This is a genomic window from Pseudovibrio sp. Ad5 (assembly GCF_001623095.1).
Classification (GTDB): Bacteria; Pseudomonadota; Alphaproteobacteria; order Rhizobiales; family Stappiaceae; genus Pseudovibrio.
Genome location: NZ_LMCH01000008.1, coordinates 110,110 through 130,191 on the forward strand (window position 1 = coordinate 110,110; position 20,082 = coordinate 130,191).

A 20,082-nucleotide genomic window follows, 5' to 3' on the forward strand; every position below is an offset into this window, starting at 1 on the left:
GCGCCGGGATGTTTCGGACATGTACTCTGCAGCTGTGCTAAATAGAACAGATATGGGTAAGTACGTAGAATAGCTTGGCGATCTGAATTTTGAAATGCACTCAAACAGCTGTTGGGCTGCAAAGCGTAAGGAATCCGCTTAATGCGTAAAGTGCAAGTTGCTGCATTAGATGAACTTGAAGATCGTAAGCCTGCTCATGCACTTGTTAGCGAGGTGGATCTCGTTGTCGTAAGGTTCGATGAGGACATCTCCGTCCTCTACGGTCGTTGCCTCCATCGCGGTGCATTGCTTTCTGATGGATATGTCAGAGGTCGCAATCTGATTTGTGGATTGCATCAGTGGGATTATCGCCTGAATTCCGGCGTCAGCGCTTATGACAACAAAGAGTGCCTGCGAAAATTCACGCATTTCGTTGAAGACGGCAACATCTATGTTGATGAAGATGAAGTGAAGGCATGGGCTAAGGACAATCCGCAACCCTATTTCCGCAAAGCCTATCTGGGTGAGTATGCAGATTTTCATGGTACGGAAGAAGAACCTCATAACAAACTGATTCAGACATACGCAAGGGCAGGTTTGAAGCAGACGGGCCATCATGGCGCAATTGAAGCGATGGGAGTGCCGACAACAGAGCTACCTCAATGGGAAGATATTCAGATACTGACAGCGCAGCTGCAAAAGCCGCCGCGGTTGGATGAAGAACCCGTTGGAACTAATATTGTTATCGGCCCCAAGGCCCAGAAGCCGTTACACCTGAAAATCCCGCTCTTTGTCTCAGACATGAGCTTTGGAGCACTATCAGAACCCGCCAAAATTGCACTTGCTCGCGGAGCAGAGAGCGTTGGCACAGGCATCTGTTCTGGTGAAGGTGGGATGCTCCCAGAAGAGCAAGCAGAAAACACACGCTACTTTTATGAATTAGCTTCTGCACGTTTTGGTTTCTCTTGGGATCAGCTGGAAAAAGTTCAGGCCTTCCATTTCAAAGGCGGGCAGGCTGCCAAAACCGGAACTGGTGGACACCTCCCAGCTGCGAAAGTGACTGAGAAAATCGCAGCGGTGAGGGGACTACCTCCGGGAGAGGGCGCTATCTCGCCTGCAAGATTTCCTGAGTGGATGAAACCAGCAGATTTCCGCAAGTTTGCAGATGAAGTGCGCGACAAGACTGGCGGGATCCCAATTGGGTTCAAGCTGTCTGCGCAGCATATCGAGAAAGATATCGATGCCGCCCTGGAAGTTGGCGTTGATTACATTATCCTCGATGGGCGTGGCGGTGGCACTGGTGCTTCTCCGCTCGTGTTTAGAGATAATATCTCTGTTCCAACCATTCCGGCGTTGGCGAGAGCGCGTCGTCACCTGGATCGTAGTGGTCAACGAGATGTAACGCTTGTCATCACCGGCGGTCTTCGCAAACCGGAAGATTTCGTGAAAGCAATGGCCTTGGGTGCCGATGCCATAGCCCTGGCGAATGCGCCAATGCAGGCTATCGGCTGTATCGCCATGAGGGCATGCCACACCAACAACTGCCCAGTCGGTATTGCCACCCAGAAAGACCATCTGGTCGCGCGTCTGGAAGTTGAAAAGTCTGCAAAGCGTTTGGAGAAGTTTTTCACGGCCTCTGTTGAACTGATGAAGGTGATGGCCCGGGCTTGCGGGCATGCGCATATCTCCGATTTTTCTATCGACGATATTACAAGTTGGAAGAAGGAAATGTCGGAGCTTGCAGGTATCAACTGGGCAGGGCACGGCCCCAATGACTAATTCTCCCTGCCATCAAAGGCAGCACAAAATCAGTAGGGTGCAGAAATGATTGTTGCTGAAGGTATTATTCTGATTGCACAAATTTACTGCGTGATTGGTCTTGTCGTCGCACTGGCCTTTATCAGTTTTGGCCTTGGGCGCGTGGAACTTGCCGCACGTGGAGCTTTTCTTTTCCGCCTGCAAATCATCCCGGGGCTGATCCTGCTTTGGCCGATCGTCATTGTACGTTGGATTGCGCTGGAACGCTCCGGTGAAAAGATCTTGCTCGATAAAGAAGAAAAAGAACTCCACGAAGAGCAGGAGGCCAAGAAGTAATGCAACGTGCCTATAGAAAAGCCCACCGCACCATTTGGCTCATTCTGGCCATTCTGATTCCTCTCGTTTTGGGCCTAGCGCTTTTGATGCGTCCAACAGGAACGCACGAACAGCCGCCTGTTCCCCTTGATGACACAGCAAAGTCGGCTCTGGAGGCAAACCAGTGAGTGTTAAATATGTACCGGTAATCTGGAACCGTACAAAATTTGTCTATGATGCCGTCGTCTTGGCAACTGTTGGCGCATATCTGGGTATCTACATCTACATTGCGCCGATGTTCCAGACAGTCACAAGACCGATTGATTGGGATATCTACAAAGCTCAGGCATTTGGTACCTGTGTCTTCTTCCTACTCACATTTATTCTATGTATCGGGCCACTAGCTCGGCTGGACAAGCGCTTCCTGCCGCTTCTTTATAACCGCCGTCACTTGGGCGTGATCACTTGCGTGCTGGCCTACTTCCATGTCGACAACATTCTTGGCTGGTACAATGCGTTCTCGCCAATTAATCGTTACGTCTCAGTCTTCATTGTAAATACCAGCTTCGACCGTTTTTTGGGGTTCCCTTTTGAAATCCTCGGCGTCTTTGCCCTTCTGATCCTGACCATTCTCGCAGTTACAAGTCATGATTTCTGGCTGCATTTCCTAAAGCCTACGCTTTGGAAGACACTTCATATGGGGATCTATCTGGCTTATGCGCTGGTTGTTGCCCATGTTGCACTCGGTGCATTGCAGAGTGCTGCCGGTCCTTTCATGACCACTGCAGTCGGTGCGTCTGTCGCGCTTGTCGCCACCTTACACTTGCTTGCTGCAAGAAAAGAGCACCTCTTTGATACGCAACAGAATACGATGGATGACAGCGGCACGTGGATGGATGTAGGTGATCCAAAAGATGTTCCTGATAAGCGGGCAAGAATTATCTCCATTACCGATGATGAGCGCGTAGCGATCTTCAGAAATGGCAAGAAGCTCTCTGCGATCTCAAATGTTTGCGCCCACCAGAACGGACCTTTGGGAGAAGGTAAGATTGTCTATGGCTGTGTGACCTGCCCGTGGCATGGTTATCAGTACCGTCTGGAAGATGGAAAATCTCCACCTCCATTTACAGAGAAAATTTCCACTTATCGGCTCAAATTGGAAAACGGTCGTTTGTGGCTGAACGTAGAGGCTCTGCCACCGGGAACGTATGTTGAACCTATTGTTTCTCCGATAATGGCGGAGGGAAGCTAATGGCCAAGAAGAAACCAGATCCCTTCTTTATCGGTTGGGCGAAAAAGCCACCAAAGAGCCTGCAAGGCTTCTTGTTCCTAATCTCTGCAATTCTTGTTGGCGCAGCAGCAGGCGTGGCGTTTGGTATTGGCTCGTCTGTTCCTGATCCGGGTGACGCGCGCTTTGCTTGGGGCGCTGGGTATCAAACGTTTACAGGCTATGTAGATGCAAAACCTTACCCACTACTCCGGCTTCCTGCTGGAGAAGGTGGGCGTGACAAGCCGCATGCCATGCTGATTTCTGGTATTGGCAAACGCGGCATGCAGCAACTTGCTGGCCCTTTGGACGGACAACCTGTTGATGCTGGTGGCATTCTGCTGAAGCGTGGCGATCTCGATATGTTGCAGGTTGGAGGCAAGGTCTCTCTTCGCGCTGCAGAAAATCCGGTCCAAAATTTTACACCAGCACCAGCAGAGCATTTGGGCAAATGGCGGCTAACCGGTGAGATTTGTGATGGTAAATGCTACAATGGCGCAATGCGTCCGGGTGTTGGATTAGCCCACAAAGCATGCGCAAATCTCTGCATCATTGGCGGTATCCCTCCCGTTTTTGTGACTTCTCCCCCCCTTATGGGAAGTGAATTCTTCGTGTTGGCTGACGAAAATGGTGAGCCTTTGACTACTGAGGTTGAAGATTGGGTTGCTTTACTGATTTCACTGGAAGGTGAGGTCGAGCGCCGGGATGACCTGATGATCTTCAAGGTGAATCTGGACAGCGCTAAACAACTCTAGCTTGTCGGAGACAGCACTTACGGCGGCGAAGCAGTTTGCCGTCCAAAAACAGCGTACCCAAAGGTTGAAGTGGCAAAACAATTCATTGACTGCTAAAAACACCACGTTTGCAGTGCAACACAAATTGTATTGCGTCCTCCTTCCTAGGCGCTCTTATTTGCCGCATGTTCCCAAGCGTGCGCACAAAGCAGCGCCGCCGCTAAGCACAATCTGGTGATCCAATGATACAATTTTATGCCTACCCAGAATCCGTATTCTGCGCGAAAGTTCGAATTGCTTTGGATATGAAAGATCTGGATTACGCCGAGCTACCGCCCCCAGATGGATATGGATCAGCTGCTTATAAGAAGATCGTTCCAGCGGGTTCAATTCCCGGCCTGAGGGATGGTGAAGCTGCTCTGTCAGATTCAAACGCGATCCTTGAGTATCTTGAGGAAACCGCACCGTCTCCAGCGCTAATGCCAGAACACCCTATCGAGCGCGCTAAAGTCAGGGCACTGATGGGTCTGCACGACACGCGGATTGAACCATCTGTTCGCGCATTTTATGCCCCAATCAAAGCTGGAAAGCCGCCGAGGGATGAAGTCTACAAGCAGTTGATCAATGATATGAGTGCTGCGTTCGCACGTTTGGAAGACATGATTGAGGCTGAGCCGTATGCGATTGGTCATCATGTTACTTTGGTTGATGTAGCCTTTGCCACAACGTTTTCTCAGGCTCAGCAACTTGCTGGTATGTTTGGTGGAGAGCTAATGCTGAAGCCTAAATGCCAACATTGGTGGCAAGCTATGCAATCTCTCTCTCATGCAGCGACGTCAATCGATATAAACCGCAAAGCGATGCAGGATTGGGTTGCGAAGTTTATTCAGGTAGACGCATAAGCGCGCAGTGAGCTCAAAAGATAAAGGCGCCCCAATTTGAGGCGCCTTTCTTATTCTGCATGAACAGTTTTTACTGCGCCAAGCCCCATTTCTGAGCTGTCGCAGCAAGGAAACCATTCATTTTTTTAATCTTGATCCAGTTGTTGATGTAGTTGATCCAAACCTGATCAGTCTGCGGCATCAACATAGCGATCGGGGTCGGGTTTCTGCTTTCAGAAACTGGCACGTTGGTGATCTGCTTGAACTTCGCTTTCAGCGTAGCACCTTCAATGTTGGAGGTGATGAAAACATCAGCGCGGCCTGACAGCACTTCCTGATAGCCACGAGCAGGTGCCTCAACAACTTTGATAGTTGCATTCGGGAACCATTCCTTGCTCAGCTTCTCAAAAGTAGTGCCAAGCGTGGTTGCGACCGTCACGTCTTTCTGGTTGATGCTGTCCCAGCTGTTGAACTCACCAACTTTGCTGCTGGTCGTATACGGCAGGATCTCAACGGAAATATAGCTTTCGGAGTAACCAGCTACTTTCATGCGGCTTGGGGAGATTGAAGCAGAGCCAGTCAGGTTATACTTGCCTGCAACGATACCATTCACCAAGGTTTTCCAATCGGTTGGAATAAAGGTGAGCTTCACACCAAGGTCGGTTGCAAGCTCGTTCATGATGTCGATGTCATAACCTTTATAACCATTGCTGGCAGGGTCACGAACAGACATTGGGTTCCAGTCTCCGGTTGTACCAACCCTCAGTTCACCGGAATCCAAAATTTCGTTAAGCGCGGATTGCGCAAATGCAGAGCCGGAGAACAACGTGCCGGCAGCGAAAATTACAGTAAGAAATGAACGTAGCATCTTCATGAGAGTTCCTTGAAACGCAGTTGGAATCTGGCCCAATGCAAACCTAGCCATTTTAGCGATAACTACAATGCTGTTTTTGAGAGAAAACCGACTTCAATTAATTGTGTGCGGTAAGTCTCTATAAGATTTGTATAAGAGCGCACGACACTCTAGGTTTTGTGTCCGGCAATCTATCTGTGTTGAGGCAGATACATGAGCTGCTTACGTGTTTTGCTTCCGTTGGCAGCCTTCTTAAATTTGGAAGGTGGATACCTTGAAATTCCGAAATGCAGCAGTGCTCGTCGCATTGGCATTCGTTTTGGCGGGCTGCACTGGTGACCAGTGGGGCTGGTATGTAGTCTCACCAAACACTGAGACAGGAAGAGTTAATCTCGGTTTCATGATCGCCGGGCTGCAAGAAACAGTCAGTGTCTCGCTCACAGCAATCGCAATCTCCATGTTCGTTGGCCTTCTTGTCGCTCTGCCGGGGCTTTCAGACAATAAGTACGGAATTGCGTTTAACAGAACTTACGTTGAAGTGGTGCGCTCAGTGCCGAGTCTAGTGCTGATTTTTTGGGTTTATTACGGCTTGCCTGTTGTCGCGAATATCTCAATCAACGTGTTCTGGGCAGGTGTACTGGCTCTTGCCTTATCAGACAGCGCGTTTCAGGCTGAAATTTTCAGAGCAGGCATACAGTCAGTCGACAAAGGACAGATCGAAGCGGGGCGCTCTCTTGGGCTGAGTTATTTCCAGCGGCTTCGCTTTATCATTCTTCCGCTTGCTATCCGCCGCATGCTGCCACCGCTTGGAAACCAACTGGTCTATATGCTGAAAATGTCGAGTTTGGTGTCCGTGATTGGCCTGCAAGACCTGACAAGGCGGGCAAATGAGCTGGTCGTCACAGAATATCGACCACTCGAAATCTACAGCGTCCTTGTGCTGGAGTATCTAGTTTTGATCCTGATTGTCTCGCAAGGTGTTCGTTGGCTGGAGCGTCGTTTTAAGGCGGAGCATGCCTAGAGAACAGGCTGTTACCTAGCTTTTCTCTGGTGACCAGTTGGCTAGCAAAGCCTTTAGCTCCGGCTCATCTACAGCATGAACAGCGTCGCTTACGGAGAACCATTTCCGTGTGCGCTCGTCCTTTTCTGGCCAGTCCTCAAGCATCTCAGTCACTTCCAGCGGATAAACCTTCACGCGGCAAGGGATCGGCTCTTTGGTGACCCGAAGCTTAGGGTAATGGTAGATGCCCGCAGCTTGATCCGTCAGCTCACCTTTAATGCCAGCTTCTTCGAAGGCTTCTTGCTCTGCGGCTTCTCCACCACTGAGATCCTTCATTGGCCAGCCTTTAGGGAGAATCCAACGCTTGGTTTCGCGGGACGTAATCAGGAGAATTTGTAGCTTACCTTTTTTATTCTTTTTGAAAGGCAGTGCAGCAAACTGGCGTTTTGGTTCTGGCCAGACTTGTGCCTCTGTCTTTCTAAGGGCACTCTTCATGGGTTTCTTCCTTTACAGTGATCCGGCCTAGTTTCATTTTTGTTTGATCCAGATCTTCAGCCGTGAGCAGAGCTTTCCTTTGTTTGTGGTAGGAAGTTAGATCTGCCCCTGACTATCTAGTGTACTGCTTGTATTTTTTCAGCGCTATTGCAAGATATCGCTGTGATTGCAGCCCGATTGAGCGAGATTTATTTCCTTTTCTACATATTTAGAATATTTGTTCTGAAATTTCCAGATAATACTTTTTACCTAGACTTCATGGCGAGACTGTTGCTAAAAATACTTTAAACTTGAAATATTAAAAAATGGAATCGCAGCTCGGTATTGCTTTGATGCCAAAAAGAGTGTGATCATAAAAACGATAATAGGGGGCTGATAGTGGAACTGGATGCAGTAAGCATTGAGCAAAGAGATGGAGCTGACCCGCTCGCTCATTTGCGCCAGCTTTTCTCAATTCCTGATGGGATTATCTATCTGGACGGAAACTCATTGGGGGCTCTACCTAAGAATGTGTCTGCGGTTTTAGCCAATGCAGTCGAAGAGCAGTGGGGCAAAAGTCTCATTAAAGGGTGGAATTGCCACGGCTGGATTGATCTGCCAAGCAAAGTCGGAAACCGGATTGCCAAACTCGTTGGAGCTGATGACGGAACCTTGATCTGCACCGACAGCACCTCTCTGAATGTCTTTAAAGTCCTGGCGACTGCCATCAAGATGCGGCCGGACCGTAAAGTTATTCTTTCCGATACAGGAAACTTCCCGACTGACCTCTACATGGCGCAAGGTCTGAAAGAACTGACCGGTGGTGACATCGAGTTGCGTCTGGTTGCTCCGGAAGACGTTGAAGCCGCCCTCGATGATACTGTTGCAGTCATGATGCTCACAGAAGTGGATTACCGCACAGGTCGCAAGCACGACATGAAAGCATTGACTGAGAAAGCGCATTCTGTTGGTGCCTTGGCGATGTGGGATCTGTGCCACTCTGCAGGTGCTTTTCCAGTCCATCTGAAGGAAGCAAAAGCTGACTTTGCCGTTGGTTGCTCCTACAAGTATCTGAATGGCGGCCCCGGTGCTCCGGCATTTGTTTATGTAGCACCACAACATCAGAACCATTCTGGCAACCCACTAACGGGCTGGATGGGACACGATGCGCCGTTTGCTTTCGATCTGGGGTATACGCCATCTGCTAAGACAGACCAGATGCGCGTTGGTACGCCTCAGGTTCTTGCCATGACGGCTTTGGATGCATCTTTGGATGTGTTTGATGAGACTTCTTTGGAAGCGCTGCAGGCTAAATCCATTGAGTTGAGTGAGTTATTTATCACCGAAGTCAAACGTCGCTGCCCTAATCTGGCGCTTGCGTCACCAACGGACCCACTTAAGCGCGGTTCTCAAGTCTCGTTCCGTCACGAGCAAGGCTATGCAGTCATGCAAGCACTCATTGATCGTGGAGTGATTGGAGACTTCCGCGCGCCAAATATCATCCGTTTCGGGTTTGCTCCTCTGTACCTCTCTTTTGCTGAGGTCCTTAAAGCTGCTGAGATTCTTGAAGCAATTATTGCCGGAGATCTCTGGGACAAGCCGGAATACCACCAGAAGAGCAAGGTTACATAAGCATGGTTGAGAGTATTGATCGCAAATTAGAGCACCACGGGGCAGAACTCTCTTTCAAAGAAAACATGTCTTATGGCGATTATCTTCGTCTTTCCGATGTGCTTGGTGCGCAAGCGCCTTTAACTGAAGCTCATGATGAATTGCTGTTTATCATTCAACATCAAACAGCCGAACTTTGGATGAAGCTGGCGATCCGTGAGATGTCGGAGGCTTGTACTGCTTTGGCAGAGGATGAGTTTGCCGAGGTCTCAAAGCTGATGGCCCGCGTCAACAAGATCTTCGCGCAGCTCAACAGCGCGTGGGACATTCTGCGCACCATGACGCCAAGCGATTACACCACGTTTCGTGATAGCCTTGGCAAGTCATCTGGATTCCAAAGCTACCAATACCGTGCCATCGAATTTGTGGTTGGTAATAAAAATCCGGCCCTGATGAAACCACATGAGCATATGCCAGAAGTATCAGCATGGCTTCGTCAGATTTATGAGGCACCGGGCATCTATGATCAGATGGTGCGTGCTTTGGCGCGTGCAGGCTTCGAAATCTCCGATGCAGTACTCAACCGGGACGTCACTAAGCCATATACAACTGATGCGTCAGTTCAGAAGGCTTGGGAAATAATATATCGCAATCCACGTGATAATTGGCATTTCTACGACCTCGCGGAGAAGCTAATCGACTTTGAGGACTTTTTTCGTCGGTGGCGATTCAATCACCTTACAACCGTAGAGCGTATTATTGGAAGCAAAATGGGCACTGGAGGCACATCAGGGGCACCGTACCTGAAAAAAATGTTGGATACTGTGCTGTTTCCAGAACTTTGGCAGGTGCGCAGTGATCTGTAAGATTGCTGCGAAAATTACTCAATTTATGAAATTATTTTGTTCTAAAATCTCTACAAACTGCGCATATAAGTGGAATTATCTATATGTTTCAGGCAATATATGCGCAGTTGAAGCTGTTTCCTCGCAACTTATGGGAAGGTTGTTGGGAGATGGAATCTGGAAAGTTTCACTCAACTTGTCCAGATAGAACCATGATAATCGAGTGATTAGGCTGCAAATGGCGCGGACTTCTGCCTTGAAATAACATGCTACTAAGGGCATTAGGTAGGTGCTTGACAACAATAAAACGCCAGTCCTTTGCAGTCTGGGGGGATAATAATGCTGGAAATCGAACAGCTGTCGAAGCAATTCGGCGGGTTTAGAGCCGTCAATAATTGCTCATTTTCGGTTCAAAAGGGCACAATCACAGGTTTAGTCGGTCCAAATGGAGCTGGTAAAACCACAACGTTTAATCTGATTGCCGGTGCCCTTCAGCCAACTGCTGGAAAAATCAAATTTTTGGGAGAAGATGTAACGCGCCTCAGCTCTGATCAGCTGTTTCATAAAGGCTTGGTACGTACATTTCAGATCCCGCATGAGTTTCATCGTCTGTCAGCTCTCGAAAACCTCATGTTGGTTCCGCCCGCTCAAAAGGGTGAGAGCTTATTCCAGAACTGGCTCAGCTTTGGCAGCGTGAAAAAGCAAGAAGAAGAAGTACGCCAGAAAGCTTTAGAGACACTGGAGTTTCTGGAACTGTCTCATGTTGTAAATGAGCGTGCAGGTAATCTGTCCGGTGGACAGAAAAAGCTTCTCGAGCTTGGCCGTACAATGATGACCGATGCAAAGCTTGTTCTGTTGGACGAGCCTGCCGCAGGTGTCAACAGAACATTGCTACGCCGCCTTGAAGACAAAATCCAAATCCTGAACCAGGAACGTGGCTACACATTCGTTCTGATTGAGCACGATATGGAGATGATCGAGAAGCTCTGCGATCCGGTCATCTGTATGGCGGAAGGCTCGGTTCTGATTGAAGGTGATTTCCAGACCGTTCGTTCTGATGCGCGGGTGCTTGAAGCCTACCTCGGTGAAACGGTTGGGGAGGCTGCACTCTAATGACGTCTCAAGCAATTGCAGAGCAACCAATGTCAAAGAACTCCGTGCAACAAGAATACTCCGGCAAACCAATCCTCACCATGACAGGTGTTCGTGGCGGATATGGCGATGCAGACATCCTGCAGGGTGTCGACATGCAAGTGACCGAGCAGGAAATTGTTGTAATTGTTGGCCCGAATGGAGCTGGCAAATCGACTGCGATGAAGGCGATCTTTGGCCTTCTGAAGGTTCGCGGAGGTTCTATTGTCGTCAATGGAACAGATATCGCGGGCTGGAAGCCAAATCGTATTGTACAGCACGGTGTTTGTTACGTCCCTCAGGTCAACAACATCTTCCGTGAGATGACCATTCACGAAAATCTCGAAATGGGGGCCTTCCTACGGAAAGGTGACATTTCTAAAAGCTTGGAAAGGGTCTACACCCTGTTCCCTGATCTCAAAGAACGCCGCAATGCGTTGGCTGGAAACCTGTCAGGCGGTCAGCGTCAAATGGTGGCAATGGGCCGTGCATTGATGCTCAACCCGTCATTGCTCTTGCTGGATGAGCCGACCGCTGGTCTCTCTCCAAAATACATGGAGCAGATTTTTGAGATCACCCGCAACCTGCGTGATGCAGGTCTTTCGATCTTGCTCGTAGAGCAGCACGCCAAGCAAGCATTGGCATTTGCTGACAAAGGCTACGTTCTTGCAGCTGGTAGCAACCGGCATGAAGGAACGGGGCAGGAGCTGCTCGCAGATCGTGAAGTTGCTGAAATGTTCCTCGGCGGGTAATAAGGGAAAATCCAATGCCATTTATGGAATTCGTCAATTTTTACCTCATGCCGGGGATCGTACTGGGCTCAATTTACGCTCTGGGCGCAGTTGGTATCACGCTGGTATTCGGTATTTTGAGATTTGCGCACCTTGCGCATGGTGACCTCGCAACGCTTGGCGCATTTGCGGCCCTCGGCGTGGTGACCATCTTCGGGGTAAGCCCTTGGGTTGCTCTTCCCGTTGCTATGGTTGTGTGCGCGTTTATGGCGATCGGCATCGACAAACTATTCTACGACTACCTCTCAGAGCGTCCAAAGATCATCGTGGTGATGTCCTCACTAGGTATCGCTCTCATGTTGCGTGCCGTTGTTCAGGTGGTCTGGGGTGTTGATACAGAAACCTATACCCGTGGTATCGTCAGACCAGATGATTACTGGGGCATCCGCATCCGTGATCGTGAGATCTACACTATCATCGCAATGTTTGTGATCGTTGGCGTGTTGTGGGCGTTCTTGCAGAAAACCAAGTGGGGCAAGGCCATGCGTGCCATGTCCGACAACCCGGATCTTGCGCTGCTTTCCGGTGTTGATAATCGCAAAATCACAATGTTGACTTGGGGCATCGTCGGCGTTCTGTGCGCCGCTTCTGGTTTCTTCCTTGGCATCAACACAGAACTGAAACCGCTCATGGGCTGGACGATGCTTCTGCCAATGTTCGCAGCTGCAATTCTTGGCGGTGTAGGGCGTGTGGAAGGTGCAGTCATTGGCGGCTTGATTGTTGGCATAGCTGAAGAGACATCTGTTCTGTTTATCCCGGGAGAGTACAAGGCCGCCATGGCGTTTGCGATCCTCCTGCTCATCCTTCTTGTGCGGCCAACTGGCTTGCTCAAGGGTAAAGTTCTGTAGGGGGAGAAGAAACATGGAACTCATCGGTCTGCTTAACTATGCGGTGTTCATGGCGATCTTTATCGGCATTTACTCCCTTCTGGCTCTCGGTCTTAACATTCAATGGGGCTTTTCCGGTCTCTTTAACGCTGGTATCGCAGGCTTCTTCGCCGTTGGAGCTTATTCATCTGCGCTGCTCACGGCACCAGAATCTGCTGTCCATCTGGGTGGCTACCAGCTGCCCGTTGTTGTGGGTTGGATCGGCGCGATGATCGCTGCTGGCGCAATTGCATGGCCAATCGGCAAAGTCTGCTTACGCTTCCGCTCTGATTATCTGGCAATCGCGACAATCGGCGTGGCGGAAATCATCCGTCTGGTCGTGAAGTCGGAAGGTTGGATGACAGGTGGCGCACGCGGCGTGAATAAGATCCCGCGTCCATTTGGTGATCTGTCCTATCTGTATTCCCAGTTGGCTTATCTTGCTCTGGTCTTTGCCATCGTGCTCGTCGTGTACTGGGCTATCGAGCGTCAGATTTCGGCTCCTTGGGGCCGTATGATGCGCGGTATCCGTGACAATGAAGATGCGGCAACGGCAATGGGTAAGGACATCAAGGCGCGTCGTCTGGAAGCATTCATCTTCGGTGCTGCTGTGATGGGGCTTGGTGGTGCGCTGTTTGCTCACTTTAACCGTTCCATAACCCCTGAAGCCATCGACCCGATGATCGCCACATTCCTGATCTGGATTATGTTGATCCTTGGTGGCTCAGGTAACAACCGCGGTGCACTTCTCGGCGTTGCTGTTGTCTGGATCATCTGGTCTGCGTCAGAGTTTGTAACGGATCAGCTGCCAACAGAATACGCCATCAAAGCTAAGTACATGCGCGTGTTTATCATTGGCTTGCTTCTGCAATTGGTCCTCCGGTTCAGACCGGAAGGGATCTTGCCGGAACCTCAGGGAACCGCTGGCAGTCCAGAAGTCAAAACCTTTCAAAAACAAGAAAGTGCAGCGAAATAATGCCAGCACTCGTGGAAATCAATTTTAACGCCCTGGTCAATCCGGATAGTATTTGAAACAGGGCTCTTTGGAGGTGAACTGATGCTTAAGAAAATCGCATTGGCAGCAGGCTTGTTCAGCGCTACTGCACTTGCATCCAACGCTGTTCAGGCTGATGTAAAAGTCGGTCTTCTGGGAGGTATTTCTGGTCCAATCGCGGCTATGGCTCCACCAATGCTGGACTCTGCAAAACTGGCTATCCAGCAGGTGAACGAGCAGGGCGGTATTCTGGGTGGCCAGAAGCTTGAAGCTGTTGTGGGCGACAGTGCGTGTAACCCGCAGAACGGTGTGGATTCCGCAACCAAGCTGGTAAACATTGAACAGGTTGCGGGTCTTATCGGCCCACACTGCTCTGGTTCAGTTCTGGCTGTTGCGAACTCTGTGACTGTACCAGCTGGTATCACGCTGATCACACCATCAGGGACTTCCCCTGAAATCACAGGCCTGGAAGATAAAGGTCAGGTATTCCGTACAGTACCTTCCGATGACTTCCAGGGCCGCTCACTCGCACGTACGCTGTTAAACCTCGGCACTAAGAAAGTTGCTGTTGCCTACCTCAACAACGATTATGGCAGCGGCCTTGCAAATGCTTTTAAAGTTGAATTTGAAGCAAACGGCGGTGAGATTTCTGGATATTCAGCACACGAAGAAGGTAAGGCATCTTACCGTTCCAACCTTGCTGAGCTGTCCCGTGGTGGCGCAGATACGCTTGTAATCTTCGATTACGGTGACGGCACTGGCCTGACCATCCTGCGTCAGGCGCTGGAAAACGGTTTCTTCACCAACTTCGTTGGCGGCGATGGCATGAAGTCAGATGCAATCATCCGTGAACTCGGCGCTGAAAATCTGACCACATTCATTGCTTCTTCTCCAGTAGGCGAGAAGTCCAACAGCCTTGAGCTCTTCAACGAAGCGTACAAAGCGGTTGGCGGTAACCCGGATGCAATCTTCGTATCCAACTCCTACGATGCTGCATTCCTGATGGCTCTGGCTCTGGAAAAAGCTGGTGGTGACGCTGCTAAGGTTTCCGAGGCAATGGCTGCTGTGTCCGACGGACAGGGCGAAGCTGTTCTTCCTGGTGAATGGAAGAAGGCAGTTGAGCTGATCGCAGCTGGCAAAGACATCGACTACAAGGGCGCATCTGGCGACCTGAACTTTGACAATGCTGGCGACGTCCCTGGTTCTTACGGCCTGTTCAAGGTCGAAGGCGATGCATTCGCGCTGCAGCAGGCTTTGAACTAAGGCTCAGAACAGTCAAATAAGGAAAAAGCCGGCCTCATCTCAGGCCGGCTTTTTTCATGGCAAACTTCTCACTTAGTAAGAATCAATTTGCCAAGTTTCGTGATCGACAATCGGTAGTTATCTTCGCGATGGGAGATTGTGATCTCGCGCTCATCGCCAAAGAGTGCCTTGCTATCAACAGTGCGCTCATGTGGCTGACTTTGTGAGCTTTCCTGAGCTTTTTCCATATCAGTCATTCGCCTCAGCCTTTCCCCAATTTTGGCTAGCGTGGATGGTCGCGATACCCTCAAGAGCTAGGGGGACTCTATCGCGTTTATTTCTTGACTTTCATATTCATGTTTTATTACAAGTGCAATGCCTACTCAATAATTGCTGGAGATCGCGTCCTCCCGCAAACCGTCCTGGAGTAGGATTTGTATCGATGCGCAAGCCAGCTGTTACTCTCTCCCTCAACAGCCAGCCAGCCCACGATATCCTTGATATCTGCGACTGATTTGCATTTGCAACTAAGTTTTAATTTTTGGGTTGGGGTCCTATGAATAAGTTGGTTAAGCTGTTTTCACTTGCTCTTGCTGCCTTGTGGATAACGCAAATAACTGCAGCTGAAGCAGCAAACACGACAAGAGAACCAGTGATCGCTCTCCAGTTGAATAAAGCTGAGACCACTCAGAACGGGTGTCGTGTAAGCCTTCTTGTTCGCAATCACCTTAAAGATGAGATCAATCAACTGGCGTTGGACTTGGTAGTCTTTGATAGTACAGGCGGAATTGCTGATTTCCTGAGCATGAAGACAGGTCGTCTTCCTTCCGGAAAGACGAGAGTTCAGCAGTATGACCTCCCATCCAGCAGTTGTGCAGACATCTCGTCATTGCTCATCAATGATGTCAGCCAGTGCGAGGGAGCTGAAAATGTATCTCCGGCTAGCTGCTTAGACTCATTGAATGTATCCTCTCGCGCTGCGATAGAACTAACACTCTGAACCGCTGCAGAACTGAATTAGAAAAACAACGAGATTTCCAGAATGAATGCCATGATTGAAAACCTGGGCCTGACCGCAGCAATGACACCTTTTATGGATCTGCTTGCAAAAGGTGGTGTGGTTGTTGGGTTGCTGCTGGTTGTCAGCGTACTTGCTCTAACAATTGTCATTGCAAAACTCTGGCAGTTCTGGATTGCAGGCGTTGGTCGTCATCGCAAAGCTGAGCAGGCCGTGGCCTTCTGGCGTGTTGGGAAGCGTGATCAGGCCTACAGGATCGTGGTAACAGATCGCTCTCCGGTCTCCGACGTTCTGGCACATGCCATGCGTGGCCTTATGAAACCGCAGGTGCCTGAAAAAAGAGTCCGGGAAGATGTAGAGCGCGTTTGCTTCACGCATCTTGCGGATCTTCGCAGTTATCTGCGGGCATTGGATATGATTGCCCAGATCGCTCCTCTACTCGGCCTGTTCGGAACAGTGCTTGGGATGATCGGGGCGTTTCAGGCTATGGCCGACGCTGGGTCGCAGGTCGATCCATCTACTCTGGCAGGTGGGATCTGGGTTGCACTGCTGACAACTGCCGTTGGTCTGGCCGTTGCAATCCCAGCTTCCGTGATGCTGTCATTGTTCGAAGGCCGCATCGAACGAGAGCAGGGCGCAATGGAAAAGATCGTCACTGAACTCTTCACCGGGGCAGTCACGTCCATCGCTACCCAATCTGAAGAAGCGGAACAGGTTGGAACACAGCCACGTTTTGAGGTTGTTCACGATGCGCCTTAGTGAGGCTCCAAAAAGAAGCCGTGCGCCTGGTCTCACATCTCTGATTGATGTGATCTTCCTTTTGTTGATGTTCTTCATGCTCGCTTCCACGTTCTCGATCTACCAAAAGTTGGATGTGACATCGGGCGCTGAGGGCGCAGGTCAAATGGAACAGTCCCCAATCCTTCTGCAAGTTTTTGCCGAAGGACAGCTGTCGGTGAACGGTGATCGGGTGAAGGTTGAGGCGTTGATCGCGGCGCTCGACGACGCAGGTATCGAAAAAGTACGACCTGTGGCGATCATCCCTGCCAAGGATTCCACTGTGCAGGATGTCGTAAGCGCGCTTGAGATGCTTAAAACAGCAGGTTGGTCAGCGACGATCGTTGGCAATTGAATTCAGAATATTGCGAAATAAGAAGTTTAAAGAATGCGTCTGAAGACAAAACCACAAAAGAGGACATTTGAGAACACGATCCCATTGATCAATATCGTGTTCCTGATGCTCATCTTCTTCCTCTTTGCAGGTTCAATTGATAGAGACGATGCAAAAAACGTGAGCCCCGCAGAAACGCAGGAGCAATCCAGTCGTGAGCTTATTGCCGGAGCGCTGATTATCGCTCCTGATGGATTGATAACCCAAAACGAACAGCCAGTTCTTGTTGAGGATCTGATACCGCTGGACGGCAATAAAGACCCTCTGATGGTTGTTGCTGACAAGGCACTGTCTGGTCAGACACTCGCCAGAACCCTTGCCGCGCTGAAAAAACAAGGTTTCTCTGATATTACATTGGTCACTGTAAGGGCTGCCCAATGAAGAAGAGCATTCGCAGGAAAATCGGTGGTTCAGCCCTCACGACCGCCTTACTCGTGTCTGTCAGCGTTCACGCAGCTGGGTTTGCTTGGTTTTATACACGGGCTCCTGAAGTTCAGGTTGCCTCAACACGGTCAACGTCACTTTCTGTCGTCGGGTCGATTGAGGATCTTATTGCAGGTTCTAAGGAAGTTGTTGAACCGATTGAGCCGGACCAGCCAGATGAAGTTGAGCCTCGTGAGATTGAAACTCCGATAGAGCAAGTCAAAGAGATTGAGTCTGTTGAGCCCATTGAGCTGGTTAAAGCAGAGATCACACCAATCAAACCGATTGCAACGCAGGCTGTGAAACCATTACCAGAACCTGTTGCTGAAGGTGTTACCATCAAGGCTGAGATTGAGCCGCTGAAACTTGAGCTTCAGCCCGAACAAATCAAACCTGCTGAGGTGCAGGAGATTAAGCCCGTTGAAGTTGCAAAAGTTCTGCCTGTTAAACAGCAAGAACCAGTAGAGCCGACTAATGACGTTGATCTTGTAAAGCTGAAAGAGCCACAAGAAGCAGTTAAACCGGAAGAAGCCAAATCAGCTCAACCAGAAAAACTGGAATTGGTACAACAGGAAACACTTGAAGAGTCGAAGCCGGTAGAAAAGAAGACAGCTGAACCCGTTGACGAAAAGAAAGAGCTTGAGGCAAAGCCTGTTGAAACTGAAGTTGCCGCAGTAACGGTTCCCGTCCCGCGAGCAGCGCCGCCACGTCCCAAGCTGCCGCAGAAAACTGCCAAGAAGGCTCCACCAAAAGCCAAGAAAGAACCTGCCAAGAAAGCGGGTAACTCGGATGTTAATTCTGCTCGTGGCTCCAAGGTCGCCCGTAAAGGCTCCAACACCTCAAAGAATGGCAACAACATCGCTGGCTCCGGCGACAGTGCAGGCAATGCTGCAACGAGCAATTACTGGGGCAAGGTGCAAAAGAAGATCCAGCGTGCGGCAGATAGACGATACCCGAGACGTGAGAAGAATCGGAAGAAGTCAGGCATCGTCCGTGTGAGTTTTGTCGTGCACAGAGATGGGGCTGTAACGGGAATTAGGCTATCCCGGTCGAGTGGGAATAAGCGGTTTGATCAGGCCGCGTTGAAAGCCCTAAAGGCCGCTGCGCCATTGCCTGCATTTCCATCCTCGATGAGGAATAATACGGTCAGTAGAACAGCGCCGATAGTCTTCAAAGTACGATAACAAAAAAAGGCAGCGAATATTCGCTGCCTGATCATCTCGTCGCTCTTGGTGCGCTTACTCAGCAGCAGCCATATTCTTTGGCAGAAGTGGGTCTTCAATCTGCAACAGGTGGCGAATGCTCGCGCGGTTGTCAGCAAGATCCGCAATCGTGCACTTGTCGAGCACACCGAGGAATGCTTCCAGCGCTTCATGCAGAACAGAATTGAAGCCGCAGTGGTTGACGAGCGGGCAGTCCTGACGGCCACTGTCAAAGCACTCAGCAAGAAGGAATGACTCTTCAGTTGCACGTACCACCTGTCCTACACTGATTTGCTCAGCTGGACGTGGCAATACGATACCACCGTTACGCCCTCGGATGGTTTTCATCAGATCAGCGTCAACGAGCACCTTCATGATCTTGAAAAGGTGAGTTTCCGACATGGAAAACGAAGCCGCGATCTCAGCAACTTTGCTTGGCTTGCCAGGATTTGCCGCACAATACATCAGGGCACGTACAGCATAGTTGGTTTGTTGAGTGAGTCTCATAATATTAGCTATGCGTCTTCCGGTGTCTGTCGTCAATAAAAATATGCATCTCTAACTCAACAATAAACCATTCCCAGTTTAGAGTCATTAAAAACTTTGTCGGTGCTGGAAACAAACCCGAGACCGTTCTTTTGCCAGTGCACGTGCAAAATATATCTAAATCCAGCTGATCCTACAATAATCACAGAGCAAATATCTGGCGTGAGAAACTCGTCATTTATTCAGCAAGCTAATGGTGATACAGCTCAAATATGAGAGTGAACACGACGGACGCAATTGAGTTCCAATGAAGATTTCAAAACAAAGCCTTGAGGAGCAAGCCGCAGACTTTCTGAGGCAGCAGATTTTGGCGGGTCATTATGTCTCAGGCGACAAGCTGACGGAAAGTACGCTTGCAAAAGGTCTGGAGCTTTCACGCACAACCGTGCGCATGGCGTTGAACACACTCTCGAGCGAAGGACTTGTCTCGCAAAAGCCTTATGCAGGGTGGAGCGTGACGACACTGACGGACCACGATATCTGGGAAATCTATCACCTTCGTGTCGCGCTGGAGAGTCAGGCTGCTCAAATGGCAGCTGAAACGATCACGCCGGAAAAGGCTGTTCGGCTGCGTAAAGAGCTGGAGGTCTTCAAGGAGATCTGCCAGCAAGACGGCGTCTCACTTACAGAAGTTACGTTCTATGACTTTGAGCTTCACAAGCTGATCATTGAACTGAGTGAGAGTGCACGCTTGGCGCACATGTACAAGAGCGTGATCAATCAGCTTTCAATCTATATTCGTATCACGCACTTTGACTTTGATATTGAAGACAGTGCGAACACCCATGTCGGTTTAGTGGAAGCCATTTGCTCTGGCGAGGCGGAAAAGGCCCGCAAGCTCGCTATTGAGAACATCAGTACCTTCACTGAAATGGGCCATAAGCTGAAACATGAACATGTTAAGCTGGCGACCGACGACTGATAGTGCTTGAAGATTTGAGATAGTCATAAAAAAGGGCGGCCCGGAGGTCGCCCTTTTGC

Annotated in this window: 24 protein-coding genes; 20 read left to right on the plus strand and 4 right to left on the minus strand. The window is 49.9% G+C overall.

Going from position 1 to position 20,082, the window contains the following annotated elements; all coding sequences use genetic code 11:
- Nucleotides 1–141: 141 nt before the first annotated feature.
- The 6 genes from PsAD5_RS05650 to PsAD5_RS05670 all read left to right on the plus strand — a co-directional run bounded on the left by PsAD5_RS05650 (nt 142) and on the right by PsAD5_RS05670 (nt 4,955).
- On the plus strand, nt 142–1,758 hold the full coding sequence (locus PsAD5_RS05650; RefSeq protein ID WP_063291376.1) for a glutamate synthase-related protein: 1,617 nt from the start codon (nt 142–144) through the stop codon (nt 1,756–1,758).
- Nucleotides 1,759–1,803: 45 nt separating this feature from the next.
- Nucleotides 1,804–2,073 (plus strand): hypothetical protein, encoded by a 270-nt coding sequence (locus PsAD5_RS05655; protein WP_057462859.1) that lies wholly within the window; start codon nt 1,804–1,806, stop codon nt 2,071–2,073.
- Nucleotides 2,073–2,240: a hypothetical protein gene (locus PsAD5_RS27980; protein ID WP_159096913.1), complete on the plus strand. Its 168-nt coding sequence runs from the start codon at nt 2,073–2,075 to the stop codon at nt 2,238–2,240. Before PsAD5_RS05655 ends, PsAD5_RS27980 begins: the two co-directional genes overlap by 1 nt.
- Nucleotides 2,237–3,304 carry a Rieske 2Fe-2S domain-containing protein gene (locus PsAD5_RS05660; RefSeq protein WP_063291377.1) on the plus strand — a complete coding sequence of 356 codons (1,068 nt, stop codon included), beginning with the start codon at nt 2,237–2,239 and terminating at the stop codon, nt 3,302–3,304. Before PsAD5_RS27980 ends, PsAD5_RS05660 begins: the two co-directional genes overlap by 4 nt.
- On the plus strand, nt 3,304–4,074 hold the full coding sequence (locus tag PsAD5_RS05665) for a hypothetical protein (RefSeq protein ID WP_063291378.1): 771 nt from the start codon (nt 3,304–3,306) through the stop codon (nt 4,072–4,074). The genes PsAD5_RS05660 and PsAD5_RS05665 overlap by 1 nt, the downstream gene beginning before the upstream one ends.
- 221 nt (nt 4,075–4,295) lie before the next feature.
- Nucleotides 4,296–4,955 (plus strand): glutathione S-transferase family protein, encoded by a 660-nt coding sequence (locus tag PsAD5_RS05670; RefSeq protein ID WP_063291379.1) that lies wholly within the window; start codon nt 4,296–4,298, stop codon nt 4,953–4,955.
- A 70-nt stretch (nt 4,956–5,025) separates the two neighbouring features.
- Here PsAD5_RS05670 and PsAD5_RS05675 read toward each other — a convergent pair whose 3' ends face one another.
- Nucleotides 5,026–5,808 (minus strand): transporter substrate-binding domain-containing protein, encoded by a 783-nt coding sequence (locus PsAD5_RS05675; RefSeq protein WP_208981684.1) that lies wholly within the window; start codon nt 5,806–5,808, stop codon nt 5,026–5,028.
- Between the two features lie 244 nt (nt 5,809–6,052).
- Between PsAD5_RS05675 and PsAD5_RS05680 the strand changes: the two genes are divergently transcribed.
- Complete coding sequence (locus PsAD5_RS05680) at nt 6,053–6,808, plus strand: amino acid ABC transporter permease (protein WP_206599611.1); 756 nt, start codon at nt 6,053–6,055, stop codon at nt 6,806–6,808.
- 15 nt (nt 6,809–6,823) lie between these two features.
- Here PsAD5_RS05680 and PsAD5_RS05685 read toward each other — a convergent pair whose 3' ends face one another.
- Nucleotides 6,824–7,282 carry an NUDIX hydrolase gene (locus tag PsAD5_RS05685; protein ID WP_063291381.1) on the minus strand — a complete coding sequence of 153 codons (459 nt, stop codon included), beginning with the start codon at nt 7,280–7,282 and terminating at the stop codon, nt 6,824–6,826.
- Nucleotides 7,283–7,660: 378 nt separating this feature from the next.
- Here PsAD5_RS05685 and kynU point away from each other — a divergent pair, with 378 nt between their 5' ends.
- The 7 genes from kynU to PsAD5_RS05720 all read left to right on the plus strand — a co-directional run bounded on the left by kynU (nt 7,661) and on the right by PsAD5_RS05720 (nt 14,762).
- Nucleotides 7,661–8,893, plus strand: a complete 1,233-nt coding sequence (kynU, locus tag PsAD5_RS05690; protein ID WP_063291382.1) for a kynureninase — start codon at nt 7,661–7,663, stop codon at nt 8,891–8,893.
- Nucleotides 8,894–8,895: 2 nt separating this feature from the next.
- A complete protein-coding gene (gene kynA / locus PsAD5_RS05695; protein WP_063291383.1) occupies nt 8,896–9,738 on the plus strand; it encodes a tryptophan 2,3-dioxygenase in 843 nt (280 codons plus the stop codon).
- Between the two features lie 318 nt (nt 9,739–10,056).
- Nucleotides 10,057–10,830 carry an ABC transporter ATP-binding protein gene (locus PsAD5_RS05700; protein ID WP_057462851.1) on the plus strand — a complete coding sequence of 258 codons (774 nt, stop codon included), beginning with the start codon at nt 10,057–10,059 and terminating at the stop codon, nt 10,828–10,830.
- Nucleotides 10,830–11,600 carry an ABC transporter ATP-binding protein gene (locus PsAD5_RS05705; RefSeq protein ID WP_244271718.1) on the plus strand — a complete coding sequence of 257 codons (771 nt, stop codon included), beginning with the start codon at nt 10,830–10,832 and terminating at the stop codon, nt 11,598–11,600. The genes PsAD5_RS05700 and PsAD5_RS05705 overlap by 1 nt, the downstream gene beginning before the upstream one ends.
- A 14-nt stretch (nt 11,601–11,614) precedes the next feature.
- Nucleotides 11,615–12,487, plus strand: coding sequence for a branched-chain amino acid ABC transporter permease (locus PsAD5_RS05710; protein ID WP_057462850.1), 873 nt, complete (start codon nt 11,615–11,617; stop codon nt 12,485–12,487).
- Between the two features lie 13 nt (nt 12,488–12,500).
- A complete protein-coding gene (locus PsAD5_RS05715; protein WP_063291384.1) occupies nt 12,501–13,481 on the plus strand; it encodes a branched-chain amino acid ABC transporter permease in 981 nt (326 codons plus the stop codon).
- Between the two features lie 81 nt (nt 13,482–13,562).
- Complete coding sequence (locus PsAD5_RS05720; protein ID WP_057462848.1) at nt 13,563–14,762, plus strand: ABC transporter substrate-binding protein; 1,200 nt, start codon at nt 13,563–13,565, stop codon at nt 14,760–14,762.
- Nucleotides 14,763–14,830: 68 nt separating this feature from the next.
- On the opposite strand, the gene hemP is transcribed toward PsAD5_RS05720, so the two are convergent.
- Nucleotides 14,831–14,998, minus strand: coding sequence for a hemin uptake protein HemP (gene hemP, locus PsAD5_RS27535; RefSeq protein ID WP_082596781.1), 168 nt, complete (start codon nt 14,996–14,998; stop codon nt 14,831–14,833).
- A gap of 299 nt (nt 14,999–15,297) precedes the next feature.
- On the opposite strand from hemP, the gene PsAD5_RS05725 reads away from it, so the two are divergent.
- The 5 genes from PsAD5_RS05725 to PsAD5_RS05745 are packed head-to-tail and all read left to right on the plus strand — an operon-like array spanning nt 15,298 to nt 18,537.
- The gene (locus PsAD5_RS05725) at nt 15,298–15,741 is read left to right on the plus strand and encodes a hypothetical protein (RefSeq protein WP_063286812.1); all 444 of its coding nucleotides are present in this window, start codon (nt 15,298–15,300) and stop codon (nt 15,739–15,741) included.
- Between the two features lie 51 nt (nt 15,742–15,792).
- A complete protein-coding gene (locus PsAD5_RS05730) occupies nt 15,793–16,518 on the plus strand; it encodes a MotA/TolQ/ExbB proton channel family protein (protein WP_244272064.1) in 726 nt (241 codons plus the stop codon).
- A complete protein-coding gene (locus PsAD5_RS05735; RefSeq protein ID WP_063291385.1) occupies nt 16,508–16,891 on the plus strand; it encodes an ExbD/TolR family protein in 384 nt (127 codons plus the stop codon). The genes PsAD5_RS05730 and PsAD5_RS05735 overlap by 11 nt, the downstream gene beginning before the upstream one ends.
- Nucleotides 16,892–16,924: 33 nt before the next feature.
- Complete coding sequence (locus PsAD5_RS05740) at nt 16,925–17,311, plus strand: ExbD/TolR family protein (RefSeq protein ID WP_063286815.1); 387 nt, start codon at nt 16,925–16,927, stop codon at nt 17,309–17,311.
- Complete coding sequence (locus PsAD5_RS05745; RefSeq protein ID WP_063291386.1) at nt 17,308–18,537, plus strand: TonB family protein; 1,230 nt, start codon at nt 17,308–17,310, stop codon at nt 18,535–18,537. The genes PsAD5_RS05740 and PsAD5_RS05745 overlap by 4 nt, the downstream gene beginning before the upstream one ends.
- Nucleotides 18,538–18,591: 54 nt before the next feature.
- Here the strand turns inward: PsAD5_RS05745 and rirA are convergent, their stop codons facing one another.
- Nucleotides 18,592–19,062 (minus strand): iron-responsive transcriptional regulator RirA, encoded by a 471-nt coding sequence (rirA, locus tag PsAD5_RS05750; RefSeq protein ID WP_082596779.1) that lies wholly within the window; start codon nt 19,060–19,062, stop codon nt 18,592–18,594.
- Nucleotides 19,063–19,348: 286 nt separating this feature from the next.
- On the opposite strand from rirA, the gene PsAD5_RS05755 reads away from it, so the two are divergent.
- Nucleotides 19,349–20,023: a GntR family transcriptional regulator gene (locus PsAD5_RS05755; protein ID WP_057462842.1), complete on the plus strand. Its 675-nt coding sequence runs from the start codon at nt 19,349–19,351 to the stop codon at nt 20,021–20,023.
- Nucleotides 20,024–20,082 lie beyond the last annotated feature (59 nt).

Excerpts from the sequence above, each read along its gene's own strand:
- PsAD5_RS05725 (WP_063286812.1), top strand. The coding sequence starts at position 15,298 with ATGAATAAGTTGGTTAAGCTGTTTTCACTTGCTCTTGCTGCCTTGTGG.
- PsAD5_RS05720 (WP_057462848.1), top strand. The coding sequence starts at position 13,563 with ATGCTTAAGAAAATCGCATTGGCAGCAGGCTTGTTCAGCGCTACTGCA.
- PsAD5_RS05745 (WP_063291386.1), top strand. The coding sequence starts at position 17,308 with ATGAAGAAGAGCATTCGCAGGAAAATCGGTGGTTCAGCCCTCACGACC.
- PsAD5_RS05735 (WP_063291385.1), top strand. The coding sequence starts at position 16,508 with ATGCGCCTTAGTGAGGCTCCAAAAAGAAGCCGTGCGCCTGGTCTCACA.
- PsAD5_RS05670 (WP_063291379.1), top strand. The coding sequence starts at position 4,296 with ATGATACAATTTTATGCCTACCCAGAATCCGTATTCTGCGCGAAAGTT.
- kynA (WP_063291383.1), top strand. The coding sequence starts at position 8,896 with ATGGTTGAGAGTATTGATCGCAAATTAGAGCACCACGGGGCAGAACTC.
- PsAD5_RS05705 (WP_244271718.1), top strand. The coding sequence starts at position 10,830 with ATGACGTCTCAAGCAATTGCAGAGCAACCAATGTCAAAGAACTCCGTG.
- hemP (WP_082596781.1), bottom strand. The coding sequence starts at position 14,998 with ATGACTGATATGGAAAAAGCTCAGGAAAGCTCACAAAGTCAGCCACAT.
- PsAD5_RS05740 (WP_063286815.1), top strand. The coding sequence starts at position 16,925 with ATGCGTCTGAAGACAAAACCACAAAAGAGGACATTTGAGAACACGATC.
- PsAD5_RS05665 (WP_063291378.1), top strand. The coding sequence starts at position 3,304 with ATGGCCAAGAAGAAACCAGATCCCTTCTTTATCGGTTGGGCGAAAAAG.
- PsAD5_RS05675 (WP_208981684.1), bottom strand. The coding sequence starts at position 5,808 with ATGAAGATGCTACGTTCATTTCTTACTGTAATTTTCGCTGCCGGCACG.
- PsAD5_RS05685 (WP_063291381.1), bottom strand. The coding sequence starts at position 7,282 with ATGAAGAGTGCCCTTAGAAAGACAGAGGCACAAGTCTGGCCAGAACCA.
- PsAD5_RS05650 (WP_063291376.1), top strand. The coding sequence starts at position 142 with ATGCGTAAAGTGCAAGTTGCTGCATTAGATGAACTTGAAGATCGTAAG.
- PsAD5_RS05655 (WP_057462859.1), top strand. The coding sequence starts at position 1,804 with ATGATTGTTGCTGAAGGTATTATTCTGATTGCACAAATTTACTGCGTG.
- rirA (WP_082596779.1), bottom strand. The coding sequence starts at position 19,062 with ATGAGACTCACTCAACAAACCAACTATGCTGTACGTGCCCTGATGTAT.
- PsAD5_RS05730 (WP_244272064.1), top strand. The coding sequence starts at position 15,793 with ATGATTGAAAACCTGGGCCTGACCGCAGCAATGACACCTTTTATGGAT.
- PsAD5_RS05755 (WP_057462842.1), top strand. The coding sequence starts at position 19,349 with ATGAAGATTTCAAAACAAAGCCTTGAGGAGCAAGCCGCAGACTTTCTG.
- PsAD5_RS27980 (WP_159096913.1), top strand. The coding sequence starts at position 2,073 with ATGCAACGTGCCTATAGAAAAGCCCACCGCACCATTTGGCTCATTCTG.
- PsAD5_RS05700 (WP_057462851.1), top strand. The coding sequence starts at position 10,057 with ATGCTGGAAATCGAACAGCTGTCGAAGCAATTCGGCGGGTTTAGAGCC.
- PsAD5_RS05715 (WP_063291384.1), top strand. The coding sequence starts at position 12,501 with ATGGAACTCATCGGTCTGCTTAACTATGCGGTGTTCATGGCGATCTTT.
- PsAD5_RS05710 (WP_057462850.1), top strand. The coding sequence starts at position 11,615 with ATGCCATTTATGGAATTCGTCAATTTTTACCTCATGCCGGGGATCGTA.